Here is a 24,909-nt window from a genome sequence, read left to right on the forward strand (position 1 = left end):
AGGCGTCGCAGTTAGTTTCAGGCGGCGCCGCTCTGCTTGCCGCTTGACGCTTGCGGCTTGTAGCTGCCCTATGGCCGTTACTGTGCTTTACGCACGCGCAAGTACCATTCCGACAGCAGCCTTACCTGTTTCTCGGTGTAGCCGCGCTCGATCATGCGAGTGACAAAGTCGTTATGCTTCTTCTGGTCCTCGTTGGAGGCCTTGGCGTTAAAGCTGATCACCGGCAGCAGGTCTTCGGTGTTGGAGAACATTTTCTTCTCGATCACCACCCGCAGTTTTTCGTAGGACAGCCAGCTTGGGTTCTTGCCGTTGTTGTGGGCGCGGGCGCGCAGCACGAAGTTGACTATTTCGTTACGGAAATCCTTGGGGTTACTGATGCCTGCAGGTTTTTCGATTTTCTCCAGCTCTTCGTTGAGTGAGGCGCGGTTGAGTATTTCGCCGGTTTCCGGGTCGCGGTACTCCTGGTCCTGAATCCAGAAGTCGGCGTAGAGCACATAGCGGTCGAAGATGTTCTGACCGTACTCACTGTAGGACTCCAGGTAGGCGGTCTGAATTTCCTTGCCAATGAACTCGACGTAGCGTGGCGCCAGGTACTCCTTGAGAAAGCGCAGATAGCGCTCACTGACCTCATTGGGGAATTGCTCCTGCTCGATCTGCTGCTCCAGCACGTAAAGCAAATGCACCGGGTTGGCGGCGACTTCGGTGGTGTCGAAGTTAAATACCTTGGACAGAATCTTGAAGGCAAAGCGGGTCGAGAGGCCGTTCATGCCTTCGTCGACGCCTGCGGTATCGCGGTATTCCTGGATCGACTTGGCCTTGGGGTCGGTGTCTTTCAGGTTCTCGCCGTCATAGATGCGCATTTTGGAGTAGACGCTGGAGTTTTCCGGCTCCTTGAGGCGCGACAGGGTAGTGAATTGGGCCAGCATTTTCAGCGTATCCGGCGCGCAGTGGGCGTTGGCTAGTGAGCTGTTGCTGAGCAGTTTTGCGTAAATCTGTATTTCGTCGCTGACGCGCAGGCAGTAGGGCACCTTGACGATATAAATACGGTCGATAAAGGCTTCGTTGTTCTTGTTGTTGCGGAAGCTGTGCCACTCGGATTCGTTGGAGTGGGCCAGAATCACGCCGTTGAAGGGAATTGCACCCATGCCTTCGGTACTGTTGTAGTTGCCTTCCTGGGTTGCGGTCAGCAAGGGGTGCAGCACCTTGATGGGGGCCTTGAACATCTCGACGAATTCCAGCAAGCCCTGGTTGGCGCGGCACAGGCCGCCTGAATAGCTATAGGCATCAGGGTCGTTCTGCGGAAACTCCTCTAGCTTGCGTATATCCACCTTGCCGACCAGTGAGGAAATATCCTGATTGTTTTCGTCGCCTGGCTCGGTTTTGGCTACCGCTATCTGCTGCAGGATTGAAGGATAGATTTTAACTACGCGGAACTGCGAAATGTCGCCGTTGAATTCGTGCAGACGCTTGACTGCCCAAGGCGAAATAATGCTGTTGAGATAGCGTCGGGGGATGCCGAAATCTTCTTCGAGAATATCGCCGTCTTCCTCGGCATTGAATAGCCCCAGTGGCGACTCGAATACGGGTGACCCTTTGATTGCGTAAAACGGGACTTGCTGCATCAATGACTTGAGCTTTTCGGCCAGAGACGACTTGCCGCCACCCACCGGACCCAGCAAGTAGAGAATCTGTTTACGTTCTTCAAGCCCCTGTGCGGCATGGCGAAAGAAGGAAACGATATGCTCAATGGCGTCTTCCATGCCATGAAAGTCGGCAAAGGCTGGATAGCGCTTGATGATCTTGTTGGAAAAAATACGGGAGTAGCGCTGATCGAGTGAGGTGTCGACCAGCTCAGGTTTGCCGATAGCCATCAACAGGCGCTCAGCGGCAGAAGCATAGGCGGTAGGGTCGGTTTTGCAGAGCTCCAGGTATTCCTGAAGGCTATATTCTTCTTGTCGGGTGGCTTCGAAGCGGTTCTGGAAATGACTGAATATGCTCATGACACGACCTCGCTGTTACCAGGGATGAGGTCTGCAACTTCCGGGCAACAGCCCGCCTGACGCGCTTTACCGGGCGACGGCATATCCTGATGCGTGATTCCCCTAAAACGCTAAGACGGGCATGGTCAGGGAGTCTGTCGGAGGCACCGGGCGACCAGATCGGCTGGCCGGACGACGGATCCGGCAGGCTCCCGTCGTTATCGGAAGCCGGCAGACCGACTTGCTCTTTATGAATCTCCTGAATTCAGGATAGATGCATACCGCGATCCATGGGAAGAATTAAGCCGGGTTTTTTTCGTTACTGATAATTTAGTCGCGGCTAACCTGGTCGGGGAAGTGTTGTTGCCATAGCTCAAAACCACCGTCCAGGCTGTAGACCGCGCTAAAGCCGAGGCTGGCCAGATAGGCGGCGGCTGATTGGCTTGAGTTACCGTGGTAGCAACAGATCAATAGCGGTTGCTGCTTGTCTGCGGCTTCGACGAACTGCGCCAAGTTGTCATTGTCCAGCCTTACTGCGCCGGGGATATGGCCCTGCTGGTAGCTTTGCGGGTCGCGAATATCGGCCAGCTGTGCGCCGTCCAGCAGCAGGTTGTTGGCCTGGTTAGGATCAATACGTTGAAAGTCGCTCATGTTGACGGCTCCGCAATAGGCTTCAGGGTTGGCTACTTAACAGGGTTTTACCAGGCAACGCTGGCGCTGCCGAAAGAGTGACAGAGCCTATGCGGAACAGTTGCAGCTATGCAGTTCCTGGCTGTCGAGGTTCATCAGTGTCATACGTCCGCCCCACACACAACCGGTGTCCAGCGCGTGTACGCCCTGGGTGCCGGTACGCCCCTCAATCGCTGCCCAGTGACCGAATAGTATCTGCACCTCTGGGTCCTTGCGCGGGTAGCGAAACCATGGCTCATAGCCGTTGGGTGTGGTTTCCAGTCCCTCTTTCGATTTCAGGTCCAGCGTACCATCGGGCTTGCAGAAGCGCATGCGGGTCAAGTAGTTGGTGATCGCGCGCAGGCGCGCTATGCCCTTGAGGTTATCTTTCCAGCGGGCCGGCTCGTTACCGTACATTTCGTCCAGGAAGTCAGGCAGGCGTTTGTCCGAGCGCAGCACGGCTTCGACTTCAGCTGCCAAATCCAGCGCCTGCTTTATGCTCCAGATCGGCGGTATGCCCGCGTGACACATGACATAGCCCAATGCTGCATCGTGATGGGCAAGTGGTCGTTGGCGCAGACTGGCGATCAATTTTTTACGGTCGTCTGCCTTGAGCAGGGTTCTCAGCGTATCGGATTTTTTCAGGCGCCGGCTGTCATAGGCTGCCGCCAGCAGGTGCAGATCATGGTTACCCAGTACCGCAACACAGGCGTTATCCAGGCTATTCAGGTAGCGCAGGGTTTCCAGCGATTCGGGCCCACGGTTAACCATGTCGCCGACGGACCAGAGCACATCTCTGGACGGGTTAAAGTCGACTTCGGCCAGCAGGCATTTGAGTGGCTTCAGGCAGCCTTGAATGTCGCCAACAGCGTAAGTCGTCATACCGTTATCTATTTGCCCAATGTGGTGTGATTCAATTCAATTCAATTCAATGCGTTGGGTTTGGCGAGGCGAAACCGGTTTATCTCAGCGACAAACTGGTGGCCATCGCTGGCACGCATATCGTAGCTGCCTTCCATGGTTCCGACTGGGGTTTCCAGTAGGCAGCCACTGGTGTAGGTGTGGCTGGCGCCAGGTGCAATGGTCGGTTGTTCACCCACAACGCCCGGGCCCTGAACCTCCTGCACCTTACTGTTGCCATCGGTGATTAGCCAGCTACGGCTGAGCAACTGTGCAGGCAAGGCACCCAGATTGGCAATAGTGATGGTGTAGGCGAAGGCGAAACGCTGGGCGTCCGGATCGGACTGCTCGCGCAGGTAACGAGTTTGTACGCTGACGTCGATGGCGTAGGTTTCAGCATTACTCATGATGCGGATGCCTCCAGGCGGGCCAGGTGGTTTGCCAGCCGCACGAAACCGGCCAAGTCGACCTGCTCAGGCCGAATGCCGGGGTCTAGTCCTTCGGACTCGATCTGTTCGGCGCTCAAGAGCGGTTTCAATGTGTTGCGCAAGGTTTTGCGGCGCTGGTTGAACGCTTCGCGTACCAGGTTTTCCAGGGTGCGAACATCATCTGCCGGGTGCGGCAAGGTAGCGTGTGGCGTAAGGCGCACTATTGCTGAGTCTACCTTGGGGGCTGGCTTGAAAGCACCGGAACCGACGTCGAACAGGTGCTCGACAGTGCAATGGTACTGCACCATGATGCCCAGGCGGCCGTAGTGGTTCATCCCGGCTGTCGCTGCCAGGCGCTGCACTACTTCCTTCTGCAGCATAAAGTGCATGTCGCTGATGCAGTGTGATTGGGCCAGCAGGTGAAACATCAGTGGCGTGGAAATATTGTACGGCAGGTTGCCGACCACACGCAGTTTGCGCTCGTCATCGGCCAACTGGCTGAAATCGAACTTGAGCGCGTCGCCTTTGTGTAGCTGAAAACGATCATTAAAACCGAACTGCCCCATCAGAATGGGATGAAGGTCATGGTCGAGCTCCACCACGTCCAGCCTGGCACCGCTGGCCAGCAGGCCGGAGGTAATAGCGCCCTGGCCTGGACCAATCTCGACCAGGTGATCACCTTCGCGTGGCGCGACGGCACGGATAATGCGATCTATCACGCCAGCATCATGCAGGAAGTTCTGACCAAAGCGCTTACGCGCCTTGTGTTGCGGGAACTGATTCATAGTGCTCTCCGGGCGGCGATCATTTGCGCAGCGGTATCCATAGCGACCATCAGGCTGCCGGCGTTCGCCGTGCCTTTACCAGCCAGATCCAGCGCCGTGCCGTGATCAACCGAGGTGCGAATGATCGGCATGCCGAGTGTAATGTTGACTGCCTGCCCAAAACCTTTGTGTTTAAGCACCGGCAGACCCTGGTCGTGATACATGGCGAGCACTGCATCAGCCTGATCAAGGTGCTTGGGGGTAAACAGGGTGTCAGCGGGCAATGGGCCAATCAGATTCATACCCTGCGCACGCAGTCTGTTAAGGGTTGGGATAATAATATCCAGCTCTTCGCGCCCAAGATGGCCATCTTCGCCCGCATGCGGGTTTAAACCACAAACCAGAATACGAGGAGCGGTAATACCAAACTTGCTGATCAGGTCGGCTTGCAGAATACCAATCACCCGCTCCAACAGGCTGGGGGTTATGGCGTCGGCCACGGCGCGCAAGGGCAAATGCGTGGTCGCCAGCGCGACTCGCAGGCCGGGGCAGGCGAGCATCATCACCACTTGCTCGGTGTGGGTCAGTTCAGCGAAAAACTCGGTATGGCCAGAGAAGGGGACGCCCGCATCATTGATAATGCCTTTGTGAACCGGTGCGGTGACCACGGCGGAAAAATGCCCTGCGAGACAGCCTTCGCCAGCCAGACGCAAGGTATCCAGTACATAGCTGGCATTGCGCTGATCCAGTGTGCCTGGCTGGCAGGGGGCTGCCAGTGGGACTGGTAACACACAAAGCTGCCCGGCTGCCTGGGGAGTGGCCAGGGCATCAGGATCGTAGGTAGATAGTTCAAGTGGTAGCCCAAGAAGCTGCGCACGGCTGCGTAGTAATTCCGGGTCGGCAATGATGACGCGCTGAAAGGCGCTGGGCTGTTGGGCTATCTGGATACAAAGATCTGGACCGATACCCGCCGGCTCGCCGGCGGTTATCGCAATACAGGGCAAACTCACTAGATCTTGATCTCGACGTAGGCTTCGTCGCGGATCTGCAGCAGCCATGACTGCAGCTCTTCCTCGTACTTGCGGCTCTGAATCAGATTAATCGCCTGACGTTCACGCATGTCATCGGTCATATCGACTTCGCGCTCGCCTTGCACCTGCAGAATATGCCAACCGTACTGACTCTGGAATGGCACCGACACCTTGCCTTGCGGTGTGGTGGTCATGACGTCGGCGAATTCGGGTGCGAGGCTGTCGGCGGTAACCCAATTCAGATCGCCACCATTGAGCGCGCTGCCCGGGTCTTCCGAGTAGGCCTTGGCCAGCTCGGCAAAAGACTCTCCTGCTGCGATACGGTCATATAGACGCTGGGTCAGCTGTGCGGCTTCGCCTTCGGAGCGAATTTCGCTCGGCTTGATCAGGATGTGGCGAACCTTGTATTCCTGCACCAGCTGGCCTTCGCCACCGCGTTTTTCAAGCAGCTTGAGGATATGGAAGCCAGCCGGAGAGCGCATAGGTTGCGTGATGCCACCGATGTCCAGTTGGTTCACCGCATTGGCGAAGGGGCCTGGCAGTTGTGCCGCCTTACGCCAGCCCAACTCACCACCTTCCAGGGCGGTCTCGCCAGCAGAACGGCTCGCAGCGAGGGTGTTGAAGTCTGCGCCCTGGTTGAGCTGGTTATAGATATCAGTAGCCGCTTTGGCTGCCTTCTCGACCTCGGCTTGGCTGGCGCTTTCGGACAGCGGCAGCACGATCATCGCCAGGCGAAAATCGGCAGAGGTCTGGTATTGGCCAACTTCAGAGCTCAAAAAGTTGCGAACTTCCTGATCGCTCACCTGGATGGTGTCGCGCACCCGACGTTGACGTACCCGGTTGATGATCATCTCGCGGCGAATTTGCTCGCGCGCCTGATTGTAGCTGATGCCATCGCGCTCAAGCGCCGCGCGGAATTGATCCAGTGTGACATTGTTGCGGGCGGCGATCTGCTGCATGGCCTGGTTGAGGGCAGCATCGTCGATGCGAATGCCGGCACGCTCGCCCATTTGCAACTGGATACTTTCGAGCACCAAGCGGTCCACGACCTGGGACTGCAGCTGATCTTCTGGTGGCAGTTCAGTGCCATTTTGGCTTAGTTGCTGGCGCACTGCCTGCATACGCTCGTTCACCTGACTGACCATGACAACATCGTTGTCGACAATGGCGGCCACACGGTCCAGCGGCACTACGTCTGCCTGAGCAGTGGTGCTCAGCAGCAGGGCTGCGCACAGGCTGAAAATGGCCGGAATAAACTTACAATGCATTTTTTTCACGCTCTCTATAGCCTGGGATTCCATCGCCGAGGAGGCTGTCGACATCGTTGCCGGTCACGCTACCAAGGCCCTTGAGGACGATTTGCAGGAAAATGCCGCGGTTAGCTTCATCTCTAGCGACCGATTCAAACTCGTTGTAGTCGACCCAGTAGCGGTTGACGACGCGTAGCTTCCAGCAGCAACTGTCGTACTCCAGACCACCCAGCGCTTCCAGGGTTCGATCGTCGGCAAAATCGTGCTGCCAGCGGCCGATCAAACTCCATTGGGGGTTGAGTGGCCACATGAAGGACATGTCGGATTGATCAATGCGGCGATCAACGTCACGGTCGAAGCTACCGGTCAACGCATTAAAGGTGTTGATGTTGTTGCGATAGCGGTAGCCCATATTAAGGATTTTGCGGGGCTCAGGCTGGTAGTTAGCCATAAAGCTGCCAGCATCACTGCCGCTGTTATCCGGGTCCCACAACATGTCGGCATTCAGGCGCCAGGCGTCGCTGACACGGTACATCAGTTCGGCGGCGTAGGCTGAGGATGACGAGGTGTCGGCGTCCGGCTCTGTGCCGTCTGCTTCAAGCAGCTGTACGTTGCGATCACGGAAATAGAACACCTGGCCCAGGCTGCCGCGTGCGCGCTCGGTGCCGTCTTCTTCCAGAGCGCGGCTGGTCACGCCAAGTGCTAGCTGGTTGGCGTCCCCAACACGGTCGTTACCGCTGAAGCGATCATCGCGGAACAGCGAGTTGTAGCTAAAGGTGTTCTCGTTGGTGTCAAACAATGGCTGGTCGTTCTGATCTTCGTCTGGCGCGTAGAGATAAAAGGCGCGCGGCTCGAGGGTCTGGCGCAGGTTATTGCCGAACCAACTGGTCTCACGATCGAAGTACAAGCCGCTATCGAGGCTGGTGATCGGAATGGTGCTCGAAGGCGTAGTGTTGGCGTTGCCATAGTTGAAGCCATCGCCGGAACGGGCGTCGAAGTCCAGATCATAGTAAGTCGACTGAACTCGCACGCTTGGCGTGACGAAGGCAAAGCTGTTACGCCAAGGGTAGCTCAAGCTCGGGCTGACACTGACGCGATGACCGGTGGCGCGCTGCAGGCCAATCAGGTTCTCATCGGGCGTCAGAATGGCGTTGCCAGCGCTGTCGAACTGGATGCCGTTTTCACCGGTGATAAAGCCGCTGTCGAGGTCGCGGTCAAAGTAGGTGTACTCGGCGTTGTAGCCAAAGCGCAGGCCCGTGTCGCCAAGCCAGTCGGCACCATCAAGGCGCAGTTGTGGCAGACGCTGGTAAGGCGTCAGCGAGGTGATGGTTGCCAACTCGTAGCCATGAACTGCCGCCTGGAAGCGCCAGCCATCACCGCGGTAGGTCACGGCGGCGCGCTGGTTAACATAGGTATCGCTGGTCACGTCGAGCGCCGAATTGAGATCCTGGAAGTAGAAAGGATCGCTGATGTCGGTGAAATCGACCTCTGTGGCCCAGCGGCTGCTCATGCCGCCTTCATGCTGCCAGCCATACAGCCAACGATTCTCGTTGAACTTGCTGTCGTTCAGATAGGCCGCACTGAGGCTGCCTTCGTTGTCTGGCTTGAGGTAGCGGAACTCACCTTCCATCTGCAGGCCGCGCTCGGACATATAACGCGGGTACAGCGTGGCGTCATAGTCTGGTGCGATGTTGATGTAGTAAGGCGTCTCGATCTCGGTGCCATTGTCAGTGGACTGGCTGAACGAAGGCGTCAGCAGGCCGGTCTGACGGCGATCATCAAGCGGAAAGTAGATGTACGGGGTATAGAAAACCGGCACGTCTTTGACTTTCAGGACTACGTGTTTGGCTTCGCCCCAGCCCTTATCACGGTCCAGTTCAATATCCTTGCTGTGCAAAGACCAGGTGTTTTCACCTGGCTCACAGGTGGTGTAGCTGCCATCGGTCATGACGATGATGCCGTCGTCCCGGCGCATAAGCTTGTCGGCGGTGCCGCGAGCGCGAGCGTCATGAATCACGTAGTCGACGTTATCAATCCGCGTTTCGCCATTATCAATGCGCATGCTGGCCTGGTCGCCCAGCACCAGAACGCCCTGGTCGCGAAGCCGTACATTGCCCTCCAGGCGGGCGCTGCTGTTGGCCTGATCGAAGCTGGCCTGATCGGCTCGGGCCTGCAGTCGGCCCTGGCGCATCAGTACATCGCCTTCCAGTACGCCGGTCTGGCTACCTTGCTCGAATCGGCTGGATTCAGCCGAGGCGTAAACCGGTAGCTGATCGAAAGGCGTCTCGTCATCGCGGCCACTGCGCTCAGGCTCGACGTAAGTGCCGCCGCAGTAAGGCGCAATAGCCGCTTGCTGCTCTGCACTCAATTGCTCACGGGGCACCCAGTCCAGACGGCTGTAGTCGTTGTTGCCAGCATCGTTAGCGGCAACAGCGGAAGCTGCTATGCCGACCGGTTCGTTGCTGACGGGAGGCGGTGGTGGTGTCGCCTGCACTGGCCTGGGCGGCAGTTCACCGCGCGCCTGAATAGGTTCGCAGCTCCAGCTGTTGCCGCTAGGAGTACACTGTACCTGGCTGGCTGCGAAGGAGCTGATTGGCTGAGCAAGCAGCAAAGAGCTAGCCAGCAACATGGGAAATGAAGAGCGAAACGGAGGAGTTCGGTAGGCCATTATGTAATTATCCGGGCTTCCAGTCGGTGCGTGCTCGCGACGCCGTGTGCGAGGAGATAGCATTCTGCATGCTGTGTCTGTTCAGCAAGATACCGGATAATAAAGCATAGGGTGCTGCCAGAGCTAGGAAAGCGCGGAAAAAGTCCAGAGTCTGTGCAACAGCGTTGGACTTGACGGCGCTATAGATGACAATAGTGCGATTACTTACTAGATACGCTGGCTGTTGGATGCGGTCCGACAGCAGCAACGAGAAAGAGCAAAATGGATACAAGAATGACCCAGTTGGAGGGTTGGCTGCCGGCTGCTCTCGCAGAAGGCTTTACCCGCATGGGATGGCAGGGAATACCCTCTGGACAGCTGGCGCCAGCCAGTGCCGACGCCAGCTTCCGGCGCTACTTCCGGTGGCAGTCAGCAGAGCGCAGCCTGATTGTGATGGATGCGCCGCCCGAGCACGAAGACAGTACACCTTTTGTCCGTATTGCTGCCTTGTTAGAAGCCGCTGGCGTGCGAGTGCCGCGCATTTTAGCCAGTGATCTACAGCAAGGCTTTCTGCTGCTTGAGGATATGGGGGCTAAAACCTTCCTGCAGAGTATCGAATCTGGCGTTACCGCCGCACAGCTGGAGCAGATGTTCAGCAGCGCAATCGATACCCTGGTGCTGTGGCAGTTGGCTAGTCAGCCTGGCGTGCTGCCGCCCTACGATGAAGCGGTGCTTCGGCGTGAGTTGGCCTTGTTTCCTGATTGGTATGTGGCACGGGAGCTGGGGCGTTCGTTCAATGCTCACGAGCAGGCCGACTGGGATCAGCTGCAGGCGCTGTTGCTGGAGAGTAATCTGGGCGAGGCTCAGGTGTTTGTGCATCGTGATTACATGCCGCGCAACCTGATGACCGCAGAAGCTGCGCCCGGTGTATTGGACTTTCAGGATGCACTCTATGGCCCGGCCAGCTACGACGCGACCTCGTTGTTTGCCGATGCCTTCTTCAGCTGGACGCCAGCAGAGCGCAAAAGCTGGCTGACGCGTTACTGGACTCAGGCCCTGGCGGCTGGCGTGCCGTTACCACGTGAGCTAGAGGTGTTTCTTGACCAGGCGCGGCTGATGGGTGTTCAGCGCCATCTAAAGGTGCTGGGGATTTTTGCGCGTATTTGCCATCGTGACGGTAAGTCGCATTATCTTCGCGATGCACCGCGTTTCGTCCGCTACCTGCGTGACGCCTGTGCAGACGACGTGCGCCTGCAACCCTTGCAGCGACTGCTGGACAGTCTTGGGCTGGCGGCATGAAAGCCATGATTCTGGCTGCTGGCAAAGGTGAGCGTATGCGCCCGTTGACGCTGCACACGCCCAAGCCGCTGTTACCGGTAGCAGGCAAGCCCCTGATTCAGTGGCATATGGATGCCCTGGCGGCTGCCGGTGTGAGTGAGCTGGTGATAAATCATGCCTGGCTGGGCGAGCAGTTGCAGCAGTACTTTGCCGATGGCGCTGCCTTCGGAGTGGATATCAAGTGGTCTGCCGAGGGCGAAGCGCTAGAGACAGGAGGAGGCATTCGCAAGGCGTTGCCGTTACTCGGCGAGGCTCCTTTCATCTTGGTGAATGGCGATATCTGGACCAATTATGACTTTTCTGCCCTGAGTATGCCGCCTGGCATGCTGGCGCACCTGGTGCTGATCGCCAATCCTGAGCATAACGTCAACGGCGACTTTGTACTTGCGCAAGGGCGAGTGAGTAACCCGCAACCGGGCGAGTCTGGACTGACCTATAGCGGCATCGCCGTATTGCATCCGGACTTGTTAGCGGATCAGCCAGTAAGCTCGTTCAAGTTGGCGCCCTTGCTGCGTAAGGCGGCAGATAAGGGGTTGGTCAGTGGTGAGTATTTTACCGGTGACTGGATTGATGTTGGCACGCCGCAGCGCCTGGCCGATGCTGGCGCGCGAGCGGTGGGTTAGCGCATGCTCTGGCCAGTGACGGTTATCGGTGCGCTGCTCGGCGCTGCTGGCGGCGGCGTGCCCGGTGTGCTGTTGGGCGCGGTCCTGGGGCATGCGCTGGACCGTCACTGGCGGCTGCGCCGCTGGCGTGATCTGTCTACCAAGTTGCGTGATATTCGTGGCAGACGCTCGCGTTTTGAACGCGTGTTGTTTCTATGCATGGGGCGGTTGGCACGAGCCAACGGCCGGGTGACCGCAGCGCACCTGCAACTGGCCCGGGATCTAATGCAGCAATATCGCCTGGACGAGACGGCCCGGCTGGCGGCTATGCACGACTTCAATGCGGGCAAGGGTGCGGGGCCGGAATTGACATCCCTGGTGCATCAGTTATGCCGCCGCGAACCAGGTCGGGCCGCCGAGTTGCTGGATTGCTCCTGGCGCATGGCAGTACTGTCAGGGCAGCTCAGTAGTGATGCTCGTGTTTTGCTCGATGCCTGGTCGAACAAGGCCGGGGTCGGCAGTGCCGAGCAGCAGCGCATGCACCAGAAACATCAACGTCATCAGCGCAGCTCTGCGCGGGCCCCGCTGGCGAGTCAGGATGCTGTGCAGCAAGCGGCGGCTTTGCTTCGGGTCGATTTGAGTGCGTCACCGGAAGAGATTAAACGTGCCTACCGCAGGCAGTTAAGCCTGCATCATCCGGACAAGCTGATTGCTCGCGGGGTGGTTGAGCCGAATATGTCGGGTGCGGGTGAGCAGATTCATCGTATCCAGGAAGCCTACGAGACTTTAAGGCGTCATCGCGGCTTTCGCTGATGCGGTCGAGCCTGCCGCCTGGGTTTCCACCAGCCGTTCCAGCCAGCCCTCAATGCGTTTTTGCAGCATGTCTTCAGCCAGCATCGAGTCCTGCAGATAATCAGTGTCCCACTGTTTGTACTGATCGTGACCTGCCCGCTGGGCTATGCGTTGATGCTCCCTGGCCTGAATCTCTCCCTGAGCGCTACCGCTATTGATCAGCTCGAGCAGCGGCTTGTCCCACTGTTCCAGTAGCAGTTGGAAGGTGGGCTGGTCCGCCAGCTCGGGCTCTCTTGGCTGGAACAGGATCAGCGCCTGTGGTGGCTGGCCGCTGACAGGCGGGCTCGCTGCGCGCAGTGCCCAGTATCCAGACGCGTCGCGCGCGATCACGGTGATATATTCATTTCCCTCTGCAGACAGCACCTTCCAGGCCGCCTGGATCAACTGCGTGCAGCGAGTGGCGTAGTCGGCCGCGGCATCCTCTGCTGGTGGCGCCTGATCTGGCTGGTTGTCAGCTGCTTGCAGTCCCTGCTCGACCGCACCGTCTTGTGGGTCGGTGTTGTCGGTTGGGGTGTCGTTCAGCGCACTGTCGGGCAGTGGTGGTGAGTCGGGCAGGCCGATTGAGAGGGTGTTCCAGCCTGCGTCGCTCAGCTGGCGGCGCAGTGGTGCAATCAGATTAGGCCAGTCCGCATGCTCGCCGGGCCCCGCAATCAATAGCACACCACCAAGGCCTTCAGGCCTCGCTGCCGGCATATATAGGCCAAGCTGCGACTCGCCGTTGAAGTCCAGTTTGCGTTGTTCTTGCGTAGGTAGTTTGCGTTCCAGTGCCTGTTCATACAGGGCGCTGCGCGAGGGCGACTCGATTCGTGTGCCTGGCTCCGCTATCTCTGCGGTTGCGTCTGCAGTGCTCGCTGGTTCTTGAGCTAATGCACATAGAGGCAGCAATAGTATGGATAACAACAGCATGGCGCGCATTTGACGGGGTCCTTTGGCGACTTCGGTCTGAGTATAACAGCGCAGCTGCGGCTCGCTTGAGGTAAACTGGCCGGTATTTCCTATCGTTACCGCCGCTGAGGTTTGCTATGCCAGATTACGCTATTGCCCCTTCCATCCTGTCTGCTGATTTTGCCCGTTTGGGCGAAGAAGTCGACAAAGTGCTGGCTGACGGCGCCGATATCGTGCATTTCGACGTAATGGACAACCACTACGTGCCCAACCTGACCATCGGGCCCATGGTGTGTGCAGCGCTGCGTAAATACGGCATTACTGCGCCGATTGATGTGCATCTGATGGTCAAGCCGGTAGACCGTATCATCGGCGATTTTCTTGAGGCGGGTGCGTCCTATATCACCTTCCATCCAGAAGCCTCCGAGCATGTGGATCGCTCGCTGCAGCTGATCAAGCAGGGTGGCGCCAAGGCCGGTCTGGTATTTAATCCGGCAACCTCACTGGATGCGCTTAAATACGTGATGGATAAGGTCGATATGGTGCTCCTGATGAGCGTCAACCCCGGCTTTGGTGGTCAGAAGTTTATCCCTGGCACGCTGGATAAATTGCGCGAAGCGCGGGCGCTGATCGATGCCAGCGGTCGTGATATCCGCTTGGAAATCGATGGCGGCGTGAATGTGGATAATATCCGCGCCATCGCCGAGGCGGGCGCAGATACCTTTGTTGCCGGTTCTGCGATCTTCAATACGCCAGACTATAAGGCCGTTATCGACCGCATGCGCAGCGAGCTGGCTCAGGTCGCGCGCTGATATGCAGGCGCTGCGACAGTTGTTTGCTGGTGATCTGCCCCGGCTGGTGATGTTTGATCTGGATGGCACGCTGATGGACTCAGTGCCTGATCTGGCGGCAGCCGTCGACCAGATGCTGGCGCTGCGCAACAGGCCGCCAGCGGGTATTGAGCGCGTACGTGACTGGGTTGGTAACGGCGCCGCGGTGTTGGTGCGTCGTGCGCTGGCTGGTGATATGCAGCATGCGGATGTGAACGACACCGAAGCTCAGTCGGCGTTGGCCGATTTTTTACGTTGTTACGCTGGTGATCACTCCCGCACGCAGTTGTATTCGGGCGCTGCCGAGTTTCTGGCCGCGCTGCAGGCGAATGGGGTAAAGCTGGCTCTGGTGACCAACAAGCCGGAGCGCTTTCTTCCTGAGCTGCTGACAGAGAAAGGCCTGGCCGGTCGTTTTGATTGGCTGGTGGGTGGCGATACGCTGCCAACCCAGAAGCCTGATCCTGGCGCGCTGCTATGGGTTATGCAGCAGGCCGGGGTTAGTGCTGGGCAGTCCCTTTTTGTGGGTGACTCGCGCAATGATGTGCGGGCGGCCAAGGCCGCAAAGGTGCCGGTTGTGGCGGTTAGCTACGGTTATAACCATGGTGAGCCGATTGCGGCGGAAAACCCTGACTTGCTGGTTGATTCACTTGATGCGCTCATATAGTCTTGCTGCGTTACCCCTTCTGCTGGATGGATCAGCCGTGTTTGTCAGCAACCGCAAACTGATGAGAGTTATCAAGGCGCTCGCCCGCTGGCGTTGGCGTGTCTGATGTGCGCTCGCCTGCGTGATTCGCAGGCATTTCTGGTTTGTGTGTGACGACAATTTTTGCCCATGAGGCTGATCATGACTCAAGACGAATTTCTTCGCCTGGCCGCTCAGGACTGTAATCGCGTACCCGTAGTGCGCGAAGTGCTGGCCGACCTCGAAACCCCGCTTTCTACCTATCTGAAACTGGCCGATGGTGCCTACTCCTATCTGCTGGAGTCAGTGCAGGGCGGCGAAAAATGGGGTCGTTATTCCATTATCGGGCTGCCTGCACGCACTGTGCTGCGGGTCGATGGTCATACCGCGACCGTGCTGACAGATGGCGTAGAGCAGGAGCGCCACGAGTGCGCCGATCCGCTCGCCTTTGTTGAGGAATTCAAGGCCCGTTATAGGGTGCCTTCGATTCCGGGGCTGCATCGCTTCAATGGCGGCCTGGTAGGCTATTTTGGTTACGACTGCGTGCGCTATGTCGAGCCGCGTCTGGCCAACAGCGTCAATCCGGACACTTTGGGAACGCCGGATATCCTGCTGATGGTGTCGGACGAGGTGGTGGTGTTCGACAATCTGGCGGGCAAACTGCACGCCATAGTGCTGGCTGATCCCGAGCAAGCCGATGCCTTTGCCCACGCCAATGCGCGTCTGGATCAGTTGCTGGAACAGCTGCGGCAGCCCATGCAGCCGCGCAAGTTGCTCGATTTGAGCGCGTCGGTGGATATGGATCTGGATTACCGCGCCAGCTTTACCCGCGAAGATTACGAGCGTGCGGTGGATACGGTAAAAGAGTACATCCTGGCCGGCGACTGTATGCAGGTGGTGCCATCGCAGCGCATGAGCATCGACTTCAAAGCGGAGCCTATCGATCTGTATCGCGCGCTACGCAGCCAGAATCCGACACCTTATATGTACTTCTTCAACTTCGGCGACTTCCATGTGGTCGGCAGTTCGCCCGAGGTTTTGGTGCGCGTAGAAGAGGGTGAAGTGACCGTGCGTCCGATCGCCGGTACTCGTCCGCGCGGTGCAACCGAAGAAGAGGACTTGGCGCTGGAGCAGGACCTGCTCGCGGACGCCAAGGAGATCGCCGAGCATTTGATGCTGATCGATCTGGGCCGCAACGACGTCGGACGGGTAGCGGAAATTGGCAAGGTGCAGCTGACCGAGAAGATGGTCATCGAGCGCTATTCCAACGTCATGCATATCGTTTCCAACGTACAGGGCCAGCTCAAGCCGGAGTTGAACGCGATGGACGCGCTGCGCGCTATTTTGCCGGCTGGCACCTTGTCCGGTGCGCCCAAGATTCGTGCTATGGAAATCATTGATGAGTTGGAGCCGGTCAAACGCGGTGTTTACGGCGGCGCAGTAGGTTACTGGGCGTGGAACGGCAATATGGATACCGCGATTGCGATCCGTACTGCGGTGATCAAAGACGGTGAGCTGCATGTGCAGGCCGGTGGCGGCATCGTCGCTGACTCGGTGCCTGCGCTGGAGTGGGAAGAAACCATCAACAAGCGCCGCGCCATGTTTCGCGCCATCGCCCTGGCTGAACAAGCCGCCCGGTAAAGGAGCAATACCATGCTGTTAATGATTGATAACTACGACTCCTTTACCTACAACGTGGTGCAGTACCTGGGCGAGCTGGGTGCCGACGTTAAGGTTGTTCGTAACGATGAGCTGACCGTTGCCGAAATCGAAGCGCTCAACCCCGAACGCATCGTGGTCTCGCCCGGGCCTTGCACTCCTAACGAGGCGGGTGTTTCCGTTGCGGTACTTAAACATTTTGCTGGCAAGCTGCCGATTTTGGGTATCTGTCTGGGCCATCAAAGTATCGGCCAGGCATTTGGCGGCGACGTAGTGCGCGCGCGTCATGTGATGCATGGCAAGACTAGTCCGGTCTACCATCAAGGGCTTGGGGTCTTTGCCGGGCTGAATAATCCGTTGACTGTCACCCGTTATCATTCGCTGGTAATCAGCCGCGAAACCCTGCCCGAGTGCCTGGAGTTGACGGGCTGGACGCAGGATGAGCAGGGTAATGTGGACGAGATCATGGGCGTGCGTCACCGCGAGTTCATGATCGAGGGGGTACAGTTCCATCCTGAATCCATTCTCTCGGATCAGGGCCACGAGCTACTGGATAATTTTCTCAAGCAGCAGGGCGGCCTGCGCGGCTGAACGCAAGCAAAGGCGAGCAAAGGAGAATCTATGGATATTAAGGCAGCCCTCAGCAAGGCAGTTGATCAGCTGGATCTGAGCACCGAAGAAATGCAGGACGTTATGCGCCAGATCATGACCGGCCAGTGCACCGATGCACAGGTGGGTGGTTTTCTGGTCGCACTACGCATGAAGAGTGAGACGCTGGACGAGATCACCGGCGCTGCCATGGTCATGCGTGAACTGGCGTCTACCGTCACCATCGACGCCGAGCGCCTGGTCGACACCTGTGGTACCGGCGGTGATGGCGCGAATATCTTTAATGTTTCTACCGCTGCCGCGCTGGTTGTTGCGGCGGCGGGTGGCAAGGTTGCCAAGCACGGCAACCGCGCGGTCTCTGGCAAGAGCGGTAGTGCTGATTTGCTCGAGGCGGCAGGCGTCAATCTGGATCTTACACCCGATCAAGTAGCGCGTTGCGTTGAGACTGTGGGCGTTGGTTTCATGTTTGCTCCCGCCCATCACGGCGCCATGAAGCACGCCATTGGCCCCCGTCGTGAGCTTGGTCTGCGCACCATCTTTAATATGCTTGGCCCGATGACTAACCCGGCAGGCGTTAAACATCAGGTCATTGGTGTCTTTACCCCGAGCCTGTGCCGCCCGATTGCCGAAGTGCTCAAGCGCCTGGGTAGCGAACATGTATTGGTCGTGCATTCCAAGGATGGATTGGATGAGCTGAGCCTGGCGTCGACCAGCCATATCGCCGAACTGAAAAACGGTGAGGTTAGCGAGTACGATGTCAGCCCGGAAGAACTTGGCATCAAAAGCCGCAGCCTGATTGGTCTGACGGTAGAGGACCCGCTGGCGTCTCTCGCGCTGATTCGCGATGCGCTGGGTAAGCGCACTACAGAGGCGGGTGAGAAGGCAGCCGATATCATTATCCTGAATGCGGGCGCAGCCCTATATGCGGCGGACCATGCAACCTCGCTGCAAGAAGGGGTTAAATTGGCCTCGGATGCTCTGTATTCCGGTCTGGCCCGAGAAAAACTCAACGAGTTGATCGCCTTCACCGAGGTGTTCAGAGAGGAAGCTGAGCAATGAGTGTGCCGACCATTCTGCAAAATATTGTTGCCCGCAAGCATGAAGAGGTAGCCGAGCGCAGCGCGCGCGTTGCTATCCAGACGCTGGAGCAGATGGCCTCAGCGGCTTCAGCGACACGCGGTTTTGCTGCCGCCCTGCAGAGCCGCGCCAAGGCGCGTAAGCCGGCGGTCATCGCAGAAATAAAAAAAGCGTCGCCAAGTAAAGGCGTGCTACGTGAGCATTTTGATCCGGCTGCGATCGCACTTAGCTATGCCGAGGGTGGTGCGGCCTGTCTATCAGTGCTGACGGATGTCGATTTCTTTCAGGGGCATGACGATTATCTGCAGCAGGCACGCAACGCCTGCGCCTTGCCGGTGATCCGCAAGGATTTCATTGTCGACCCTTATCAAGTGGTTGAAGCGCGCGCTCTGGGTGCCGACTGCATCTTGCTGATTGCCGCTTGTCTGGATGACGCGCAGATGGGCGAGCTGGCGGCAACGGCAAAAGAGCAGGGGCTGGATGTGCTGGTTGAAGTACATGATGCCGCTGAGCTTGAGCGTGGGCTTGTGCTGGAAACCCCCTTGATCGGTATCAATAACCGTAACCTGCATACCTTTGAAGTGACCCTGGATACGACTCTGGAGCTATTACCGCAAATTCCCAAGGGTAAGACCCTGGTGACTGAAAGCGGCATACTTCATCGCACCGATGTTGAGCTAATGCTGGCCCATGAGGTTTATAGTTTTCTAGTGGGTGAGGCGTTCATGCGTGCTAGTGATCCGGGGCATGAGCTGAAAAGACTCTTTTTCTAGTTAATTGCAGGTTTAAAAACCTCCCCTCGTTAAGCGTCGGGAGGTTTTTTATGGCTGAAACATTAGGAAACTTGATGTTTTAGAACCAAATATTGCGCTTTATGTCTTAATCGCTCGATGGGATCATAAGCACCAATTGAATGGAGCACGACATGTCCTTGCGAAACACAGCCCAACGGTACGGTTTGATCAGCGTTGTTTTGCATTGGCTCATGGCATTGGGTGTGATCGGGCTTTTCTCGTTGGGGCTGTGGATGACGGATCTTGGCTACTACAGTCCGTATTACACCAGCGCGCCCTTTTGGCACAAAAGCATAGGTCTGGTCTTGGCGGTCTTGCTGGTGCTGCGTCTCGTTTGGCGCTTGGCTAATCCCAAGCCTGATCCCCTTGCCGGTCATCGGGGCTGGGAGATCAGTTTGTCGGCTCTGGTGCACCTTCTGCTTTACTTACTGCTCGGTATTATCGTGCTGAGCGGTTATCTGATTTCGACTGCAAAGGGCCAGGGCATTAGTCTGTTCGGCTGGCTTGAAGTGCCAGCGCTGGTCACCAACCTGCCCGATCAGGCCGACCGCGCTGGCGCTGTGCACTACTGGTTGGCAGTCAGCGTAATTGGTTTGGCGGCCCTGCACGCTTTGGGCGCACTAAAGCATCACCTGCTGGATCGGGATGACACATTGCGCCGTATGCTTGGTATGCGGCTTAAACAAGGCAAGGAGAGTTAGCATGAAAAAGACATTTGCGGGATTGGCACTGGGTAGCTTGATGGCGCTGTCGGGTGCGTTGCAGGCGGCCGACTACGTGATTGATAAAGAGGGGCAGCATGCCTCCATCAATTTCAAGATCAGCCACCTGGGCTATAGCTTTGTATACGGTCGCTTCAATGACTTCAGCGGTAACTTCAGCTGGGACGCAGACAAGCCCGAGAGCAGCGCTGTTAATGTCAGCATCAACACTGACAGCGTTGACTCGAATCACGCCGAGCGCGACAAGCATTTGCGTAGCGATGATTTCCTGAATGTTGCCGAGCATCCTACCGCGACCTTCGAGTCCACTGGGGTTGAGATGACGGGCGACGATACCGCCAACGTCACCGGCAACCTTACGCTCAATGGCGTAACCAAGCCGGTGGTACTGGATGCCAAGTTTATTGGCGAAGGTGATGATCCATGGGGCGGCTATCGCGCTGGTTTCTCTGGCACCACGACGCTGACCTTGAAGGACTTTGATATCTCTCGCGATCTGGGTCCGGCAGCGCAAGATGTTGAGTTGATCATCACTGTTGAGGGCGTGCGTCAGTAAGCGCATCCGCTCGATAGAAAGTTGTGCTCAGGGTCTCTTCGGAGGCCCTTTTTTTTGAGCGAAATCCGCGCTGGGATACTGCGCCCTATGCGGGCTTATCCTTTCATTCTGTCTGGGCACGGTAGCGCTCAGCTTCTGCTGTCAGCCACGTGGCAAAGGCCATTAGTGCGGCAGACTCTGCTTTACGCTCAGGTATCACCAGAAAGTAACTGTTGGTGCTGTCGAAGCTCTGAGGGCAGGGGCTGATAAGCCGGCCGTCGGCTAGCTCCTGGCGGATCAGAAAGGGCGGTATCAGCGCAACGCCCATGCCATGCATGGCGGCCTGGGCGAGCATTGAAAACAGTTCCAGTCGCGTGCCGTTCAGGTCATGTTCTACGCGCATGTCGAGCGCAGCAAACCATTGTCGCCAGGCATACGGTCGGGTGGTCTGTTGCAACAACGGCAGGCTGGCAATCTGCTCGGCACTTAGTTGCTGTGCTGGCGCAATCAGCCCCGGGCTGCAGACGGGTATCGGCGATTCCTTCATCAAAAAGTGCGTTTGGGTACCTGACCATTCACCGTCGCCAAAGTAGATGGCCGCGTCGAACTCGGTATCGGCAAATAGAAACGGGCGCGTGCGGTTGGTCAGGTTGATGGTGATTTGCGGATGTTGTTTGAGAAAGTCGCCGAGGCGCGGCAGTAGCCACTGCGTGCCGAAGGTTGGCACCAGCGCCAGTTCCAGTGTGGCTGTGCCCTGATTACCCATCACCGAGAGCGTGTCGCGCTCGACCGCATCCAGTCGGCTGGCGATGCGTCGGCTATAGGTCTGGCCAGCATCGGTCAGCTTGACCCCGCGACGGGTGCGACGAAACAGTTGGATATCAAGAAACTCTTCCAGGTTCGCGATCTGCCGACACACCGCGCTCTGAGTCAGCGACAGTTCCTCTGCCGCCTTGGTGAAGCTCTCGTGGCGGGCAGAGGATTCAAAGCAGATTAGCGCCTGAGTCGGCGGAATTTTGCGGCGCATTGGGGCTCCTTCTGAGCAGCTATAAGCTTGAAGCTGAAGGCTGGAAGTCCACCTCTTGCGGAGGTTGTCGGCTGCGAGGTTAGGCTATGCTCAGTAAAAGTAGCTACTCACGCAGTTCTCAAGCTTCCAGCCTTCAGCTCCAAGCTTCCAGCTGTGTTTTTTCGGAGTTCCAATTTAGCACAAATACCTGCGCAAAATACGCTTGTTAGCCCGTTCCCCTGTGCGTACAGTTATTGTCATCTAATGCTCCCGCAGGGGGCTTTGTACCAACATCTGACTACCGGAGTGCTCATGGCCGCATCCAAAGCAAGTTTCAATTGGGAAGATCCGTTGTTGCTGGACCAGCAGTTGACTGAAGAAGAGCGCATGGTGCGTGACAGCGCACGTCAGTACTGCCAGGACAAGTTGATGCCACGGGTGCTCAACTCCTTCCGCAACGAGCAGACCGATGTCGAGATCTTCCGTGAGATGGGTGAGCTGGGCCTGCTGGGCGCGACCATTCCGGAGGAGTACGGCGGAAGCGGCCTGAACTACGTTTGTTACGGCCTGATCGCCCGCGAAGTGGAGCGTGTGGATTCCGGTTACCGCTCAATGATGAGCGTGCAGTCTTCTCTGGTGATGGTGCCGATCAACGAATTTGGTAGTGAAGAGCAGAAGCAGAAGTACCTGCCCAAGCTGGCCTCTGGCGAGTTTATCGGCTGCTTTGGTCTGACTGAGCCAAACCATGGTTCCGATCCGGGCTCCATGATCACCCGTGCGCGCTCAACTGAAGGCGGTTACCTGCTGAAAGGCGCCAAGATGTGGATCACCAACAGCCCCATCGCCGACGTCTTTGTGGTCTGGGCTAAAACCGACGACGACGTGATTCGTGGCTTCATCCTGGAAAAAGGCTGGAAAGGCCTGAGCGCTCCGGCGATCAAGGGCAAGGTTGGCCTGCGTACCTCTATCACCGGCGAAATCGTGATGGAAGATGTATTCGTACCAGAAGAGAACATGCTGCCACACGTTACCGGTCTGAAAGGTCCGTTCACCTGCCTGAACTCAGCCCGTTACGGTATTTCCTGGGGCGCTCTGGGCGCTGCCGAGTTCTGCTGGCACACCGCCCGCCAGTACACCATGGATCGTCTGCAGTTTGGCCGTCCGCTGGCGCAAACCCAGCTGGTACAGAAGAAGCTGGCTGATATGCAGACCGAAATCACGCTGGCGCTGCAAGGCTGCCTGCGCCTGGGCCGCATGAAAGACGAAGGTACTGCTGCAGTAGAGATTACCTCGATCATGAAGCGTAACTCCTGCGGCAAGTCGCTGGACATCGCCCGCGTTGCCCGCGACATGCTCGGTGGTAACGGTATCTCCGATGAGTACGGTGTGATTCGCCACGTGGTTAACCTGGAAGTGGTCAACACCTACGAAGGTACCCACGACGTGCACGCGCTGATTCTGGGTCGCGCGCAGACCGGCCTTCAGGCGTTTTTCTAACGCCGTACGGCAGCAGCTACAAGCTACAAGCGGCAAGTTGGCCTGAGTAGGGCCTGCTTGCTGCGTTAGTACTGCAAGCTTAGAGCTGCCTCCTTCGAATTCACCTTAAAACTGCACGGCTAGCTTGGCGCTTGAAGCTTGCCGCTTGGAGCTGTCTCTATGGGTGCACTTACCGGTCTTAAAGTGCTCGATCTTTCCCGCGTATTAGCCGGCCCTTGGGCTGGCCAGATGCTGGCTGATCTGGGGGCAGATGTGGTTAAGGTCGAGCGGCCTGAGGTGGGTGATGACACCCGTGCCTGGGGGCCGCCTTATCTGCGTGACGCCGATGGCCGCGACACCTCGGAAGCAGCCTATTTCTTGTCCGCCAACCGTAACAAGCGCTCCATTACCATCGACTTTACCCAGGCCGAAGGTCAGCAGCAGGTGCGTGAATTGGTGGCCGAGGCGGATGTACTGATCGAGAACTTCAAGGTCGGCGGCTTGGCGGCTTACGGGCTGGATTACGTCAGTCTGCAGCAACTCAATCCGCGTCTGATCTACTGTTCGATTACCGGTTTTGGTCAGACTGGGCCGTACGCCAAGCGAGCAGGCTATGACTTTATGATTCAGGCCATGGGTGGCCTTATGAGTGTGACGGGCAAAGCTGCCGGAGAAGAGGGCGCAGGGCCGGTCAAGGTCGGTGTGGCGCTAACCGATATTCTCACCGGTTTGTATGCCAGTAACGCGGTATTGGCCGCGCTGGCCGAGCGAGAGCGCAGCGGTCAGGGGCAATATATCGATCTGGCGTTGCTGGACGTGCAGGTGGCCTGCCTGGGTAACCAGGCACTTAACTACCTGACCACCGGCGTGCCACCCCAGCGGCTGGGTAACGCGCATCCCAACATCGTGCCTTATCAGGATTTTCCGACGGCCGATGGCGATTTCATTCTTACCGTGGGTAACGACGGGCAGTTCCGACGCTTCTGTGATGTGGCGGGACATCGCGAATGGGCCAGCGATGCGCGTTTCGCCAGCAATGCACAGCGCGTCGCGCACCGCGCCGAGCTTATTCCGTTGATCCGTCAGGCCACCGTATTTCGCACTACCGCCGAGTGGATTATTGCGCTGGAGCGAGCCGGTGTGCCTTGCGGGCCAATCAACGATCTGGCGCAGGTGTTTGCCGATGAGCAGATCAAGGCGCGCGGCGTGCAGATAACTCTGCCGCACGCGCTGTCTGGCGAGGTGGCGCTGGTAGCCAACCCGATACGCTTGTCGCGTACGCCAGTGGAGTATCGCACTGCGCCGCCGATGTTAGGCGAGCATAGCGCCGAGGTGCTGGCAGACTGGCTGGAAAATCAGAAAAAAGCTGATCCTAGCGCGTAGGCGAGCGCTCGCGACGCTGCGCTCGCGCCATTCTTCGATTTTCTTCCTGGCTTTGCGCCAATACGTCCTGCACGTAGCTGATGTGCTCGCTGGCAATCTTGCGGGCATCTTCTGCGCGTCCCTGCATGATCGCAGCAAACAATGCCTGATGTTGTTCAACCAGCATCAGCCGCGTCTCGCTGCGCAGCGCGTACATGCCGCCGATATTGGTTACTACATTGCGTTTGAGCAGGTCGAACAGTCCGCGGATGGTATGCAGTAGCACCATGTTGTGACTGGCCTCGGCAATCGCCAGGTGGAAGCGCGCGTCTGCTGCGCCTTCCTCGGCGCGTGTTGCCTTTCCTTCCTTGGCGTAGCAGCGCTGTAATTCATCGAACGCGGTCTGCAAGTGCTGGCGGTCTACCTCGGTAGCACGTAGAGCGGCGTAATAGGCGCAGTCGGCTTCCAGCGTATGACGAAATTCCAGTAAGTCGCGTTGCGCTTCCGGACGCCCCTCCAGCAGGCCCAGCAGCGGGTCGCTAAAACTGGAGCCCAGTGTTTCGCTTACATAATTGCCGCCACCCTGACGACTGATCAGCAAACCTTTGGCGACCAGCTTTTGCACTGCCTCGCGCAATGACGGCCGTGACACGCCGAACTGCTCTGCCAGCGCGCGCTCGGGCGGCAAGCGTTCACCAGGCTGCAGCGTGCCCTCCAGAATCATGGTTTCCAGCTGTTCGACGATGTTGTCGGACAACCTCCTTTGGCGGATGTGTCCTACTTCCATTGCTATTCCTTTTGGTCTTACCAAT

General features: G+C 57.7%; 24 protein-coding genes. 13 read left to right on the forward strand and 11 right to left on the reverse strand.

Features of this window, described 5'->3' with window-relative positions; genetic code table 11:
• Positions 1-77: 77 nt before the first annotated feature.
• The 8 genes from EF096_RS03735 to EF096_RS03770 all read right to left on the reverse strand — a co-directional run bounded on the left by EF096_RS03735 (position 78) and on the right by EF096_RS03770 (position 9,689).
• Entirely contained in the window at positions 78-2,000 is a 1,923-nt protein-coding gene (locus tag EF096_RS03735) for a PrkA family serine protein kinase (protein WP_123888282.1), read from the reverse strand.
• 309 nt (positions 2,001-2,309) lie between these two features.
• On the reverse strand, positions 2,310-2,630 hold the full coding sequence (gene glpE, locus EF096_RS03740) for a thiosulfate sulfurtransferase GlpE (protein ID WP_123888283.1): 321 nt from the start codon (positions 2,628-2,630) through the stop codon (positions 2,310-2,312).
• 87 nt (positions 2,631-2,717) lie between these two features.
• Positions 2,718-3,530, reverse strand: a complete 813-nt coding sequence (locus EF096_RS03745; RefSeq protein WP_123888284.1) for a symmetrical bis(5'-nucleosyl)-tetraphosphatase — start codon at positions 3,528-3,530, stop codon at positions 2,718-2,720.
• A gap of 41 nt (positions 3,531-3,571) precedes the next feature.
• The gene (apaG, locus tag EF096_RS03750; RefSeq protein ID WP_123888285.1) at positions 3,572-3,955 is read right to left on the reverse strand and encodes a Co2+/Mg2+ efflux protein ApaG; all 384 of its coding nucleotides are present in this window, start codon (positions 3,953-3,955) and stop codon (positions 3,572-3,574) included.
• Positions 3,952-4,761, reverse strand: a complete 810-nt coding sequence (gene rsmA, locus EF096_RS03755; RefSeq protein WP_123888286.1) for a 16S rRNA (adenine(1518)-N(6)/adenine(1519)-N(6))-dimethyltransferase RsmA — start codon at positions 4,759-4,761, stop codon at positions 3,952-3,954. Before rsmA ends, apaG begins: the two co-directional genes overlap by 4 nt.
• Positions 4,758-5,750, reverse strand: a complete 993-nt coding sequence (pdxA, locus tag EF096_RS03760; RefSeq protein WP_123888505.1) for a 4-hydroxythreonine-4-phosphate dehydrogenase PdxA — start codon at positions 5,748-5,750, stop codon at positions 4,758-4,760. Before pdxA ends, rsmA begins: the two co-directional genes overlap by 4 nt.
• On the reverse strand, positions 5,750-7,039 hold the full coding sequence (locus EF096_RS03765; protein ID WP_123888287.1) for a peptidylprolyl isomerase: 1,290 nt from the start codon (positions 7,037-7,039) through the stop codon (positions 5,750-5,752). The genes pdxA and EF096_RS03765 overlap by 1 nt, the downstream gene beginning before the upstream one ends.
• Complete coding sequence (locus EF096_RS03770) at positions 7,029-9,689, reverse strand: LPS-assembly protein LptD (protein ID WP_123888288.1); 2,661 nt, start codon at positions 9,687-9,689, stop codon at positions 7,029-7,031. The genes EF096_RS03765 and EF096_RS03770 overlap by 11 nt, the downstream gene beginning before the upstream one ends.
• A gap of 273 nt (positions 9,690-9,962) precedes the next feature.
• On the opposite strand from EF096_RS03770, the gene EF096_RS03775 reads away from it, so the two are divergent.
• Genes EF096_RS03775 through djlA form a run of 3 tightly spaced genes read left to right on the forward strand, consistent with a single transcriptional unit; the run spans position 9,963 to position 12,421 of the window.
• The gene (locus tag EF096_RS03775; protein WP_158611233.1) at positions 9,963-10,967 is read left to right on the forward strand and encodes an aminoglycoside phosphotransferase family protein; all 1,005 of its coding nucleotides are present in this window, start codon (positions 9,963-9,965) and stop codon (positions 10,965-10,967) included.
• A complete protein-coding gene (gene murU / locus EF096_RS03780) occupies positions 10,964-11,629 on the forward strand; it encodes an N-acetylmuramate alpha-1-phosphate uridylyltransferase MurU (RefSeq protein WP_123888290.1) in 666 nt (221 codons plus the stop codon). Before EF096_RS03775 ends, murU begins: the two co-directional genes overlap by 4 nt.
• Before the next feature lie 3 nt (positions 11,630-11,632).
• Positions 11,633-12,421, forward strand: coding sequence for a co-chaperone DjlA (gene djlA / locus EF096_RS03785; protein ID WP_123888291.1), 789 nt, complete (start codon positions 11,633-11,635; stop codon positions 12,419-12,421).
• On the opposite strand, the gene EF096_RS03790 is transcribed toward djlA, so the two are convergent.
• A complete protein-coding gene (locus tag EF096_RS03790) occupies positions 12,395-13,375 on the reverse strand; it encodes a DUF3530 family protein (protein ID WP_123888292.1) in 981 nt (326 codons plus the stop codon). The genes djlA and EF096_RS03790 overlap by 27 nt on opposite strands.
• 107 nt (positions 13,376-13,482) lie before the next feature.
• Here EF096_RS03790 and rpe point away from each other — a divergent pair, with 107 nt between their 5' ends.
• From rpe to EF096_RS03830, 8 genes are all read left to right on the forward strand, one after another.
• Positions 13,483-14,157, forward strand: a complete 675-nt coding sequence (gene rpe, locus EF096_RS03795) for a ribulose-phosphate 3-epimerase (RefSeq protein WP_123888293.1) — start codon at positions 13,483-13,485, stop codon at positions 14,155-14,157.
• A 1-nt stretch (position 14,158) separates the two neighbouring features.
• Positions 14,159-14,839 carry a phosphoglycolate phosphatase gene (locus EF096_RS03800; protein WP_123888294.1) on the forward strand — a complete coding sequence of 227 codons (681 nt, stop codon included), beginning with the start codon at positions 14,159-14,161 and terminating at the stop codon, positions 14,837-14,839.
• Positions 14,840-15,019: 180 nt separating this feature from the next.
• A complete protein-coding gene (gene trpE / locus EF096_RS03805; RefSeq protein WP_123888295.1) occupies positions 15,020-16,498 on the forward strand; it encodes an anthranilate synthase component I in 1,479 nt (492 codons plus the stop codon).
• 12 nt (positions 16,499-16,510) lie between these two features.
• Positions 16,511-17,107: an aminodeoxychorismate/anthranilate synthase component II gene (locus EF096_RS03810; protein ID WP_123888296.1), complete on the forward strand. Its 597-nt coding sequence runs from the start codon at positions 16,511-16,513 to the stop codon at positions 17,105-17,107.
• A 30-nt stretch (positions 17,108-17,137) separates the two neighbouring features.
• Positions 17,138-18,184: an anthranilate phosphoribosyltransferase gene (gene trpD / locus EF096_RS03815; protein WP_123888297.1), complete on the forward strand. Its 1,047-nt coding sequence runs from the start codon at positions 17,138-17,140 to the stop codon at positions 18,182-18,184.
• Positions 18,181-18,975, forward strand: coding sequence for an indole-3-glycerol phosphate synthase TrpC (trpC, locus tag EF096_RS03820; RefSeq protein WP_123888298.1), 795 nt, complete (start codon positions 18,181-18,183; stop codon positions 18,973-18,975). The genes trpD and trpC overlap by 4 nt, the downstream gene beginning before the upstream one ends.
• Before the next feature lie 152 nt (positions 18,976-19,127).
• Positions 19,128-19,697, forward strand: coding sequence for a cytochrome b (locus tag EF096_RS03825; protein WP_123888299.1), 570 nt, complete (start codon positions 19,128-19,130; stop codon positions 19,695-19,697).
• Position 19,698: 1 nt separating this feature from the next.
• Positions 19,699-20,274 carry a YceI family protein gene (locus tag EF096_RS03830; RefSeq protein ID WP_123888300.1) on the forward strand — a complete coding sequence of 192 codons (576 nt, stop codon included), beginning with the start codon at positions 19,699-19,701 and terminating at the stop codon, positions 20,272-20,274.
• Between the two features lie 103 nt (positions 20,275-20,377).
• Here EF096_RS03830 and EF096_RS03835 read toward each other — a convergent pair whose 3' ends face one another.
• Complete coding sequence (locus EF096_RS03835; protein ID WP_123888301.1) at positions 20,378-21,280, reverse strand: LysR family transcriptional regulator; 903 nt, start codon at positions 21,278-21,280, stop codon at positions 20,378-20,380.
• A 291-nt stretch (positions 21,281-21,571) separates the two neighbouring features.
• Between EF096_RS03835 and EF096_RS03840 the strand changes: the two genes are divergently transcribed.
• Together EF096_RS03840 and EF096_RS03845 are read left to right on the forward strand one after the other, a co-directional pair.
• Positions 21,572-22,756: an acyl-CoA dehydrogenase gene (locus tag EF096_RS03840; protein WP_123888302.1), complete on the forward strand. Its 1,185-nt coding sequence runs from the start codon at positions 21,572-21,574 to the stop codon at positions 22,754-22,756.
• A gap of 159 nt (positions 22,757-22,915) precedes the next feature.
• Positions 22,916-24,118, forward strand: a complete 1,203-nt coding sequence (locus EF096_RS03845; protein WP_123888303.1) for a CaiB/BaiF CoA transferase family protein — start codon at positions 22,916-22,918, stop codon at positions 24,116-24,118.
• Here EF096_RS03845 and EF096_RS03850 read toward each other — a convergent pair.
• Positions 24,108-24,884: a GntR family transcriptional regulator gene (locus EF096_RS03850; RefSeq protein ID WP_123888304.1), complete on the reverse strand. Its 777-nt coding sequence runs from the start codon at positions 24,882-24,884 to the stop codon at positions 24,108-24,110. The genes EF096_RS03845 and EF096_RS03850 overlap by 11 nt on opposite strands.
• Between the last annotated feature and the right edge of the window lie 25 nt (positions 24,885-24,909).

This window comes from Pseudomonas neustonica, from assembly GCF_003797945.1.
GTDB classification, from domain to species: domain Bacteria; phylum Pseudomonadota; class Gammaproteobacteria; order Pseudomonadales; family Pseudomonadaceae; genus Halopseudomonas; species Halopseudomonas neustonica.

Bases quoted from the DNA above. Each gene is read 5' to 3' on its own strand.
- EF096_RS03735 (WP_123888282.1), bottom strand. From the start codon at position 2,000: ATGAGCATATTCAGTCATTTCCAGAACCGCTTCGAAGCCACCCGACAA.
- glpE (WP_123888283.1), bottom strand. From the start codon at position 2,630: ATGAGCGACTTTCAACGTATTGATCCTAACCAGGCCAACAACCTGCTG.
- EF096_RS03745 (WP_123888284.1), bottom strand. From the start codon at position 3,530: ATGACGACTTACGCTGTTGGCGACATTCAAGGCTGCCTGAAGCCACTC.
- apaG (WP_123888285.1), bottom strand. From the start codon at position 3,955: ATGAGTAATGCTGAAACCTACGCCATCGACGTCAGCGTACAAACTCGT.
- rsmA (WP_123888286.1), bottom strand. From the start codon at position 4,761: ATGAATCAGTTCCCGCAACACAAGGCGCGTAAGCGCTTTGGTCAGAAC.
- EF096_RS03765 (WP_123888287.1), bottom strand. From the start codon at position 7,039: ATGCATTGTAAGTTTATTCCGGCCATTTTCAGCCTGTGCGCAGCCCTG.
- EF096_RS03770 (WP_123888288.1), bottom strand. From the start codon at position 9,689: ATGGCCTACCGAACTCCTCCGTTTCGCTCTTCATTTCCCATGTTGCTG.
- EF096_RS03775 (WP_158611233.1), top strand. From the start codon at position 9,963: ATGACCCAGTTGGAGGGTTGGCTGCCGGCTGCTCTCGCAGAAGGCTTT.
- murU (WP_123888290.1), top strand. From the start codon at position 10,964: ATGAAAGCCATGATTCTGGCTGCTGGCAAAGGTGAGCGTATGCGCCCG.
- djlA (WP_123888291.1), top strand. From the start codon at position 11,633: ATGCTCTGGCCAGTGACGGTTATCGGTGCGCTGCTCGGCGCTGCTGGC.
- EF096_RS03790 (WP_123888292.1), bottom strand. From the start codon at position 13,375: ATGCGCGCCATGCTGTTGTTATCCATACTATTGCTGCCTCTATGTGCA.
- rpe (WP_123888293.1), top strand. From the start codon at position 13,483: ATGCCAGATTACGCTATTGCCCCTTCCATCCTGTCTGCTGATTTTGCC.
- EF096_RS03800 (WP_123888294.1), top strand. From the start codon at position 14,159: ATGCAGGCGCTGCGACAGTTGTTTGCTGGTGATCTGCCCCGGCTGGTG.
- trpE (WP_123888295.1), top strand. From the start codon at position 15,020: ATGACTCAAGACGAATTTCTTCGCCTGGCCGCTCAGGACTGTAATCGC.
- EF096_RS03810 (WP_123888296.1), top strand. From the start codon at position 16,511: ATGCTGTTAATGATTGATAACTACGACTCCTTTACCTACAACGTGGTG.
- trpD (WP_123888297.1), top strand. From the start codon at position 17,138: ATGGATATTAAGGCAGCCCTCAGCAAGGCAGTTGATCAGCTGGATCTG.
- trpC (WP_123888298.1), top strand. From the start codon at position 18,181: ATGAGTGTGCCGACCATTCTGCAAAATATTGTTGCCCGCAAGCATGAA.
- EF096_RS03825 (WP_123888299.1), top strand. From the start codon at position 19,128: ATGTCCTTGCGAAACACAGCCCAACGGTACGGTTTGATCAGCGTTGTT.
- EF096_RS03830 (WP_123888300.1), top strand. From the start codon at position 19,699: ATGAAAAAGACATTTGCGGGATTGGCACTGGGTAGCTTGATGGCGCTG.
- EF096_RS03835 (WP_123888301.1), bottom strand. From the start codon at position 21,280: ATGCGCCGCAAAATTCCGCCGACTCAGGCGCTAATCTGCTTTGAATCC.
- EF096_RS03840 (WP_123888302.1), top strand. From the start codon at position 21,572: ATGGCCGCATCCAAAGCAAGTTTCAATTGGGAAGATCCGTTGTTGCTG.
- EF096_RS03845 (WP_123888303.1), top strand. From the start codon at position 22,916: ATGGGTGCACTTACCGGTCTTAAAGTGCTCGATCTTTCCCGCGTATTA.
- EF096_RS03850 (WP_123888304.1), bottom strand. From the start codon at position 24,884: ATGGAAGTAGGACACATCCGCCAAAGGAGGTTGTCCGACAACATCGTC.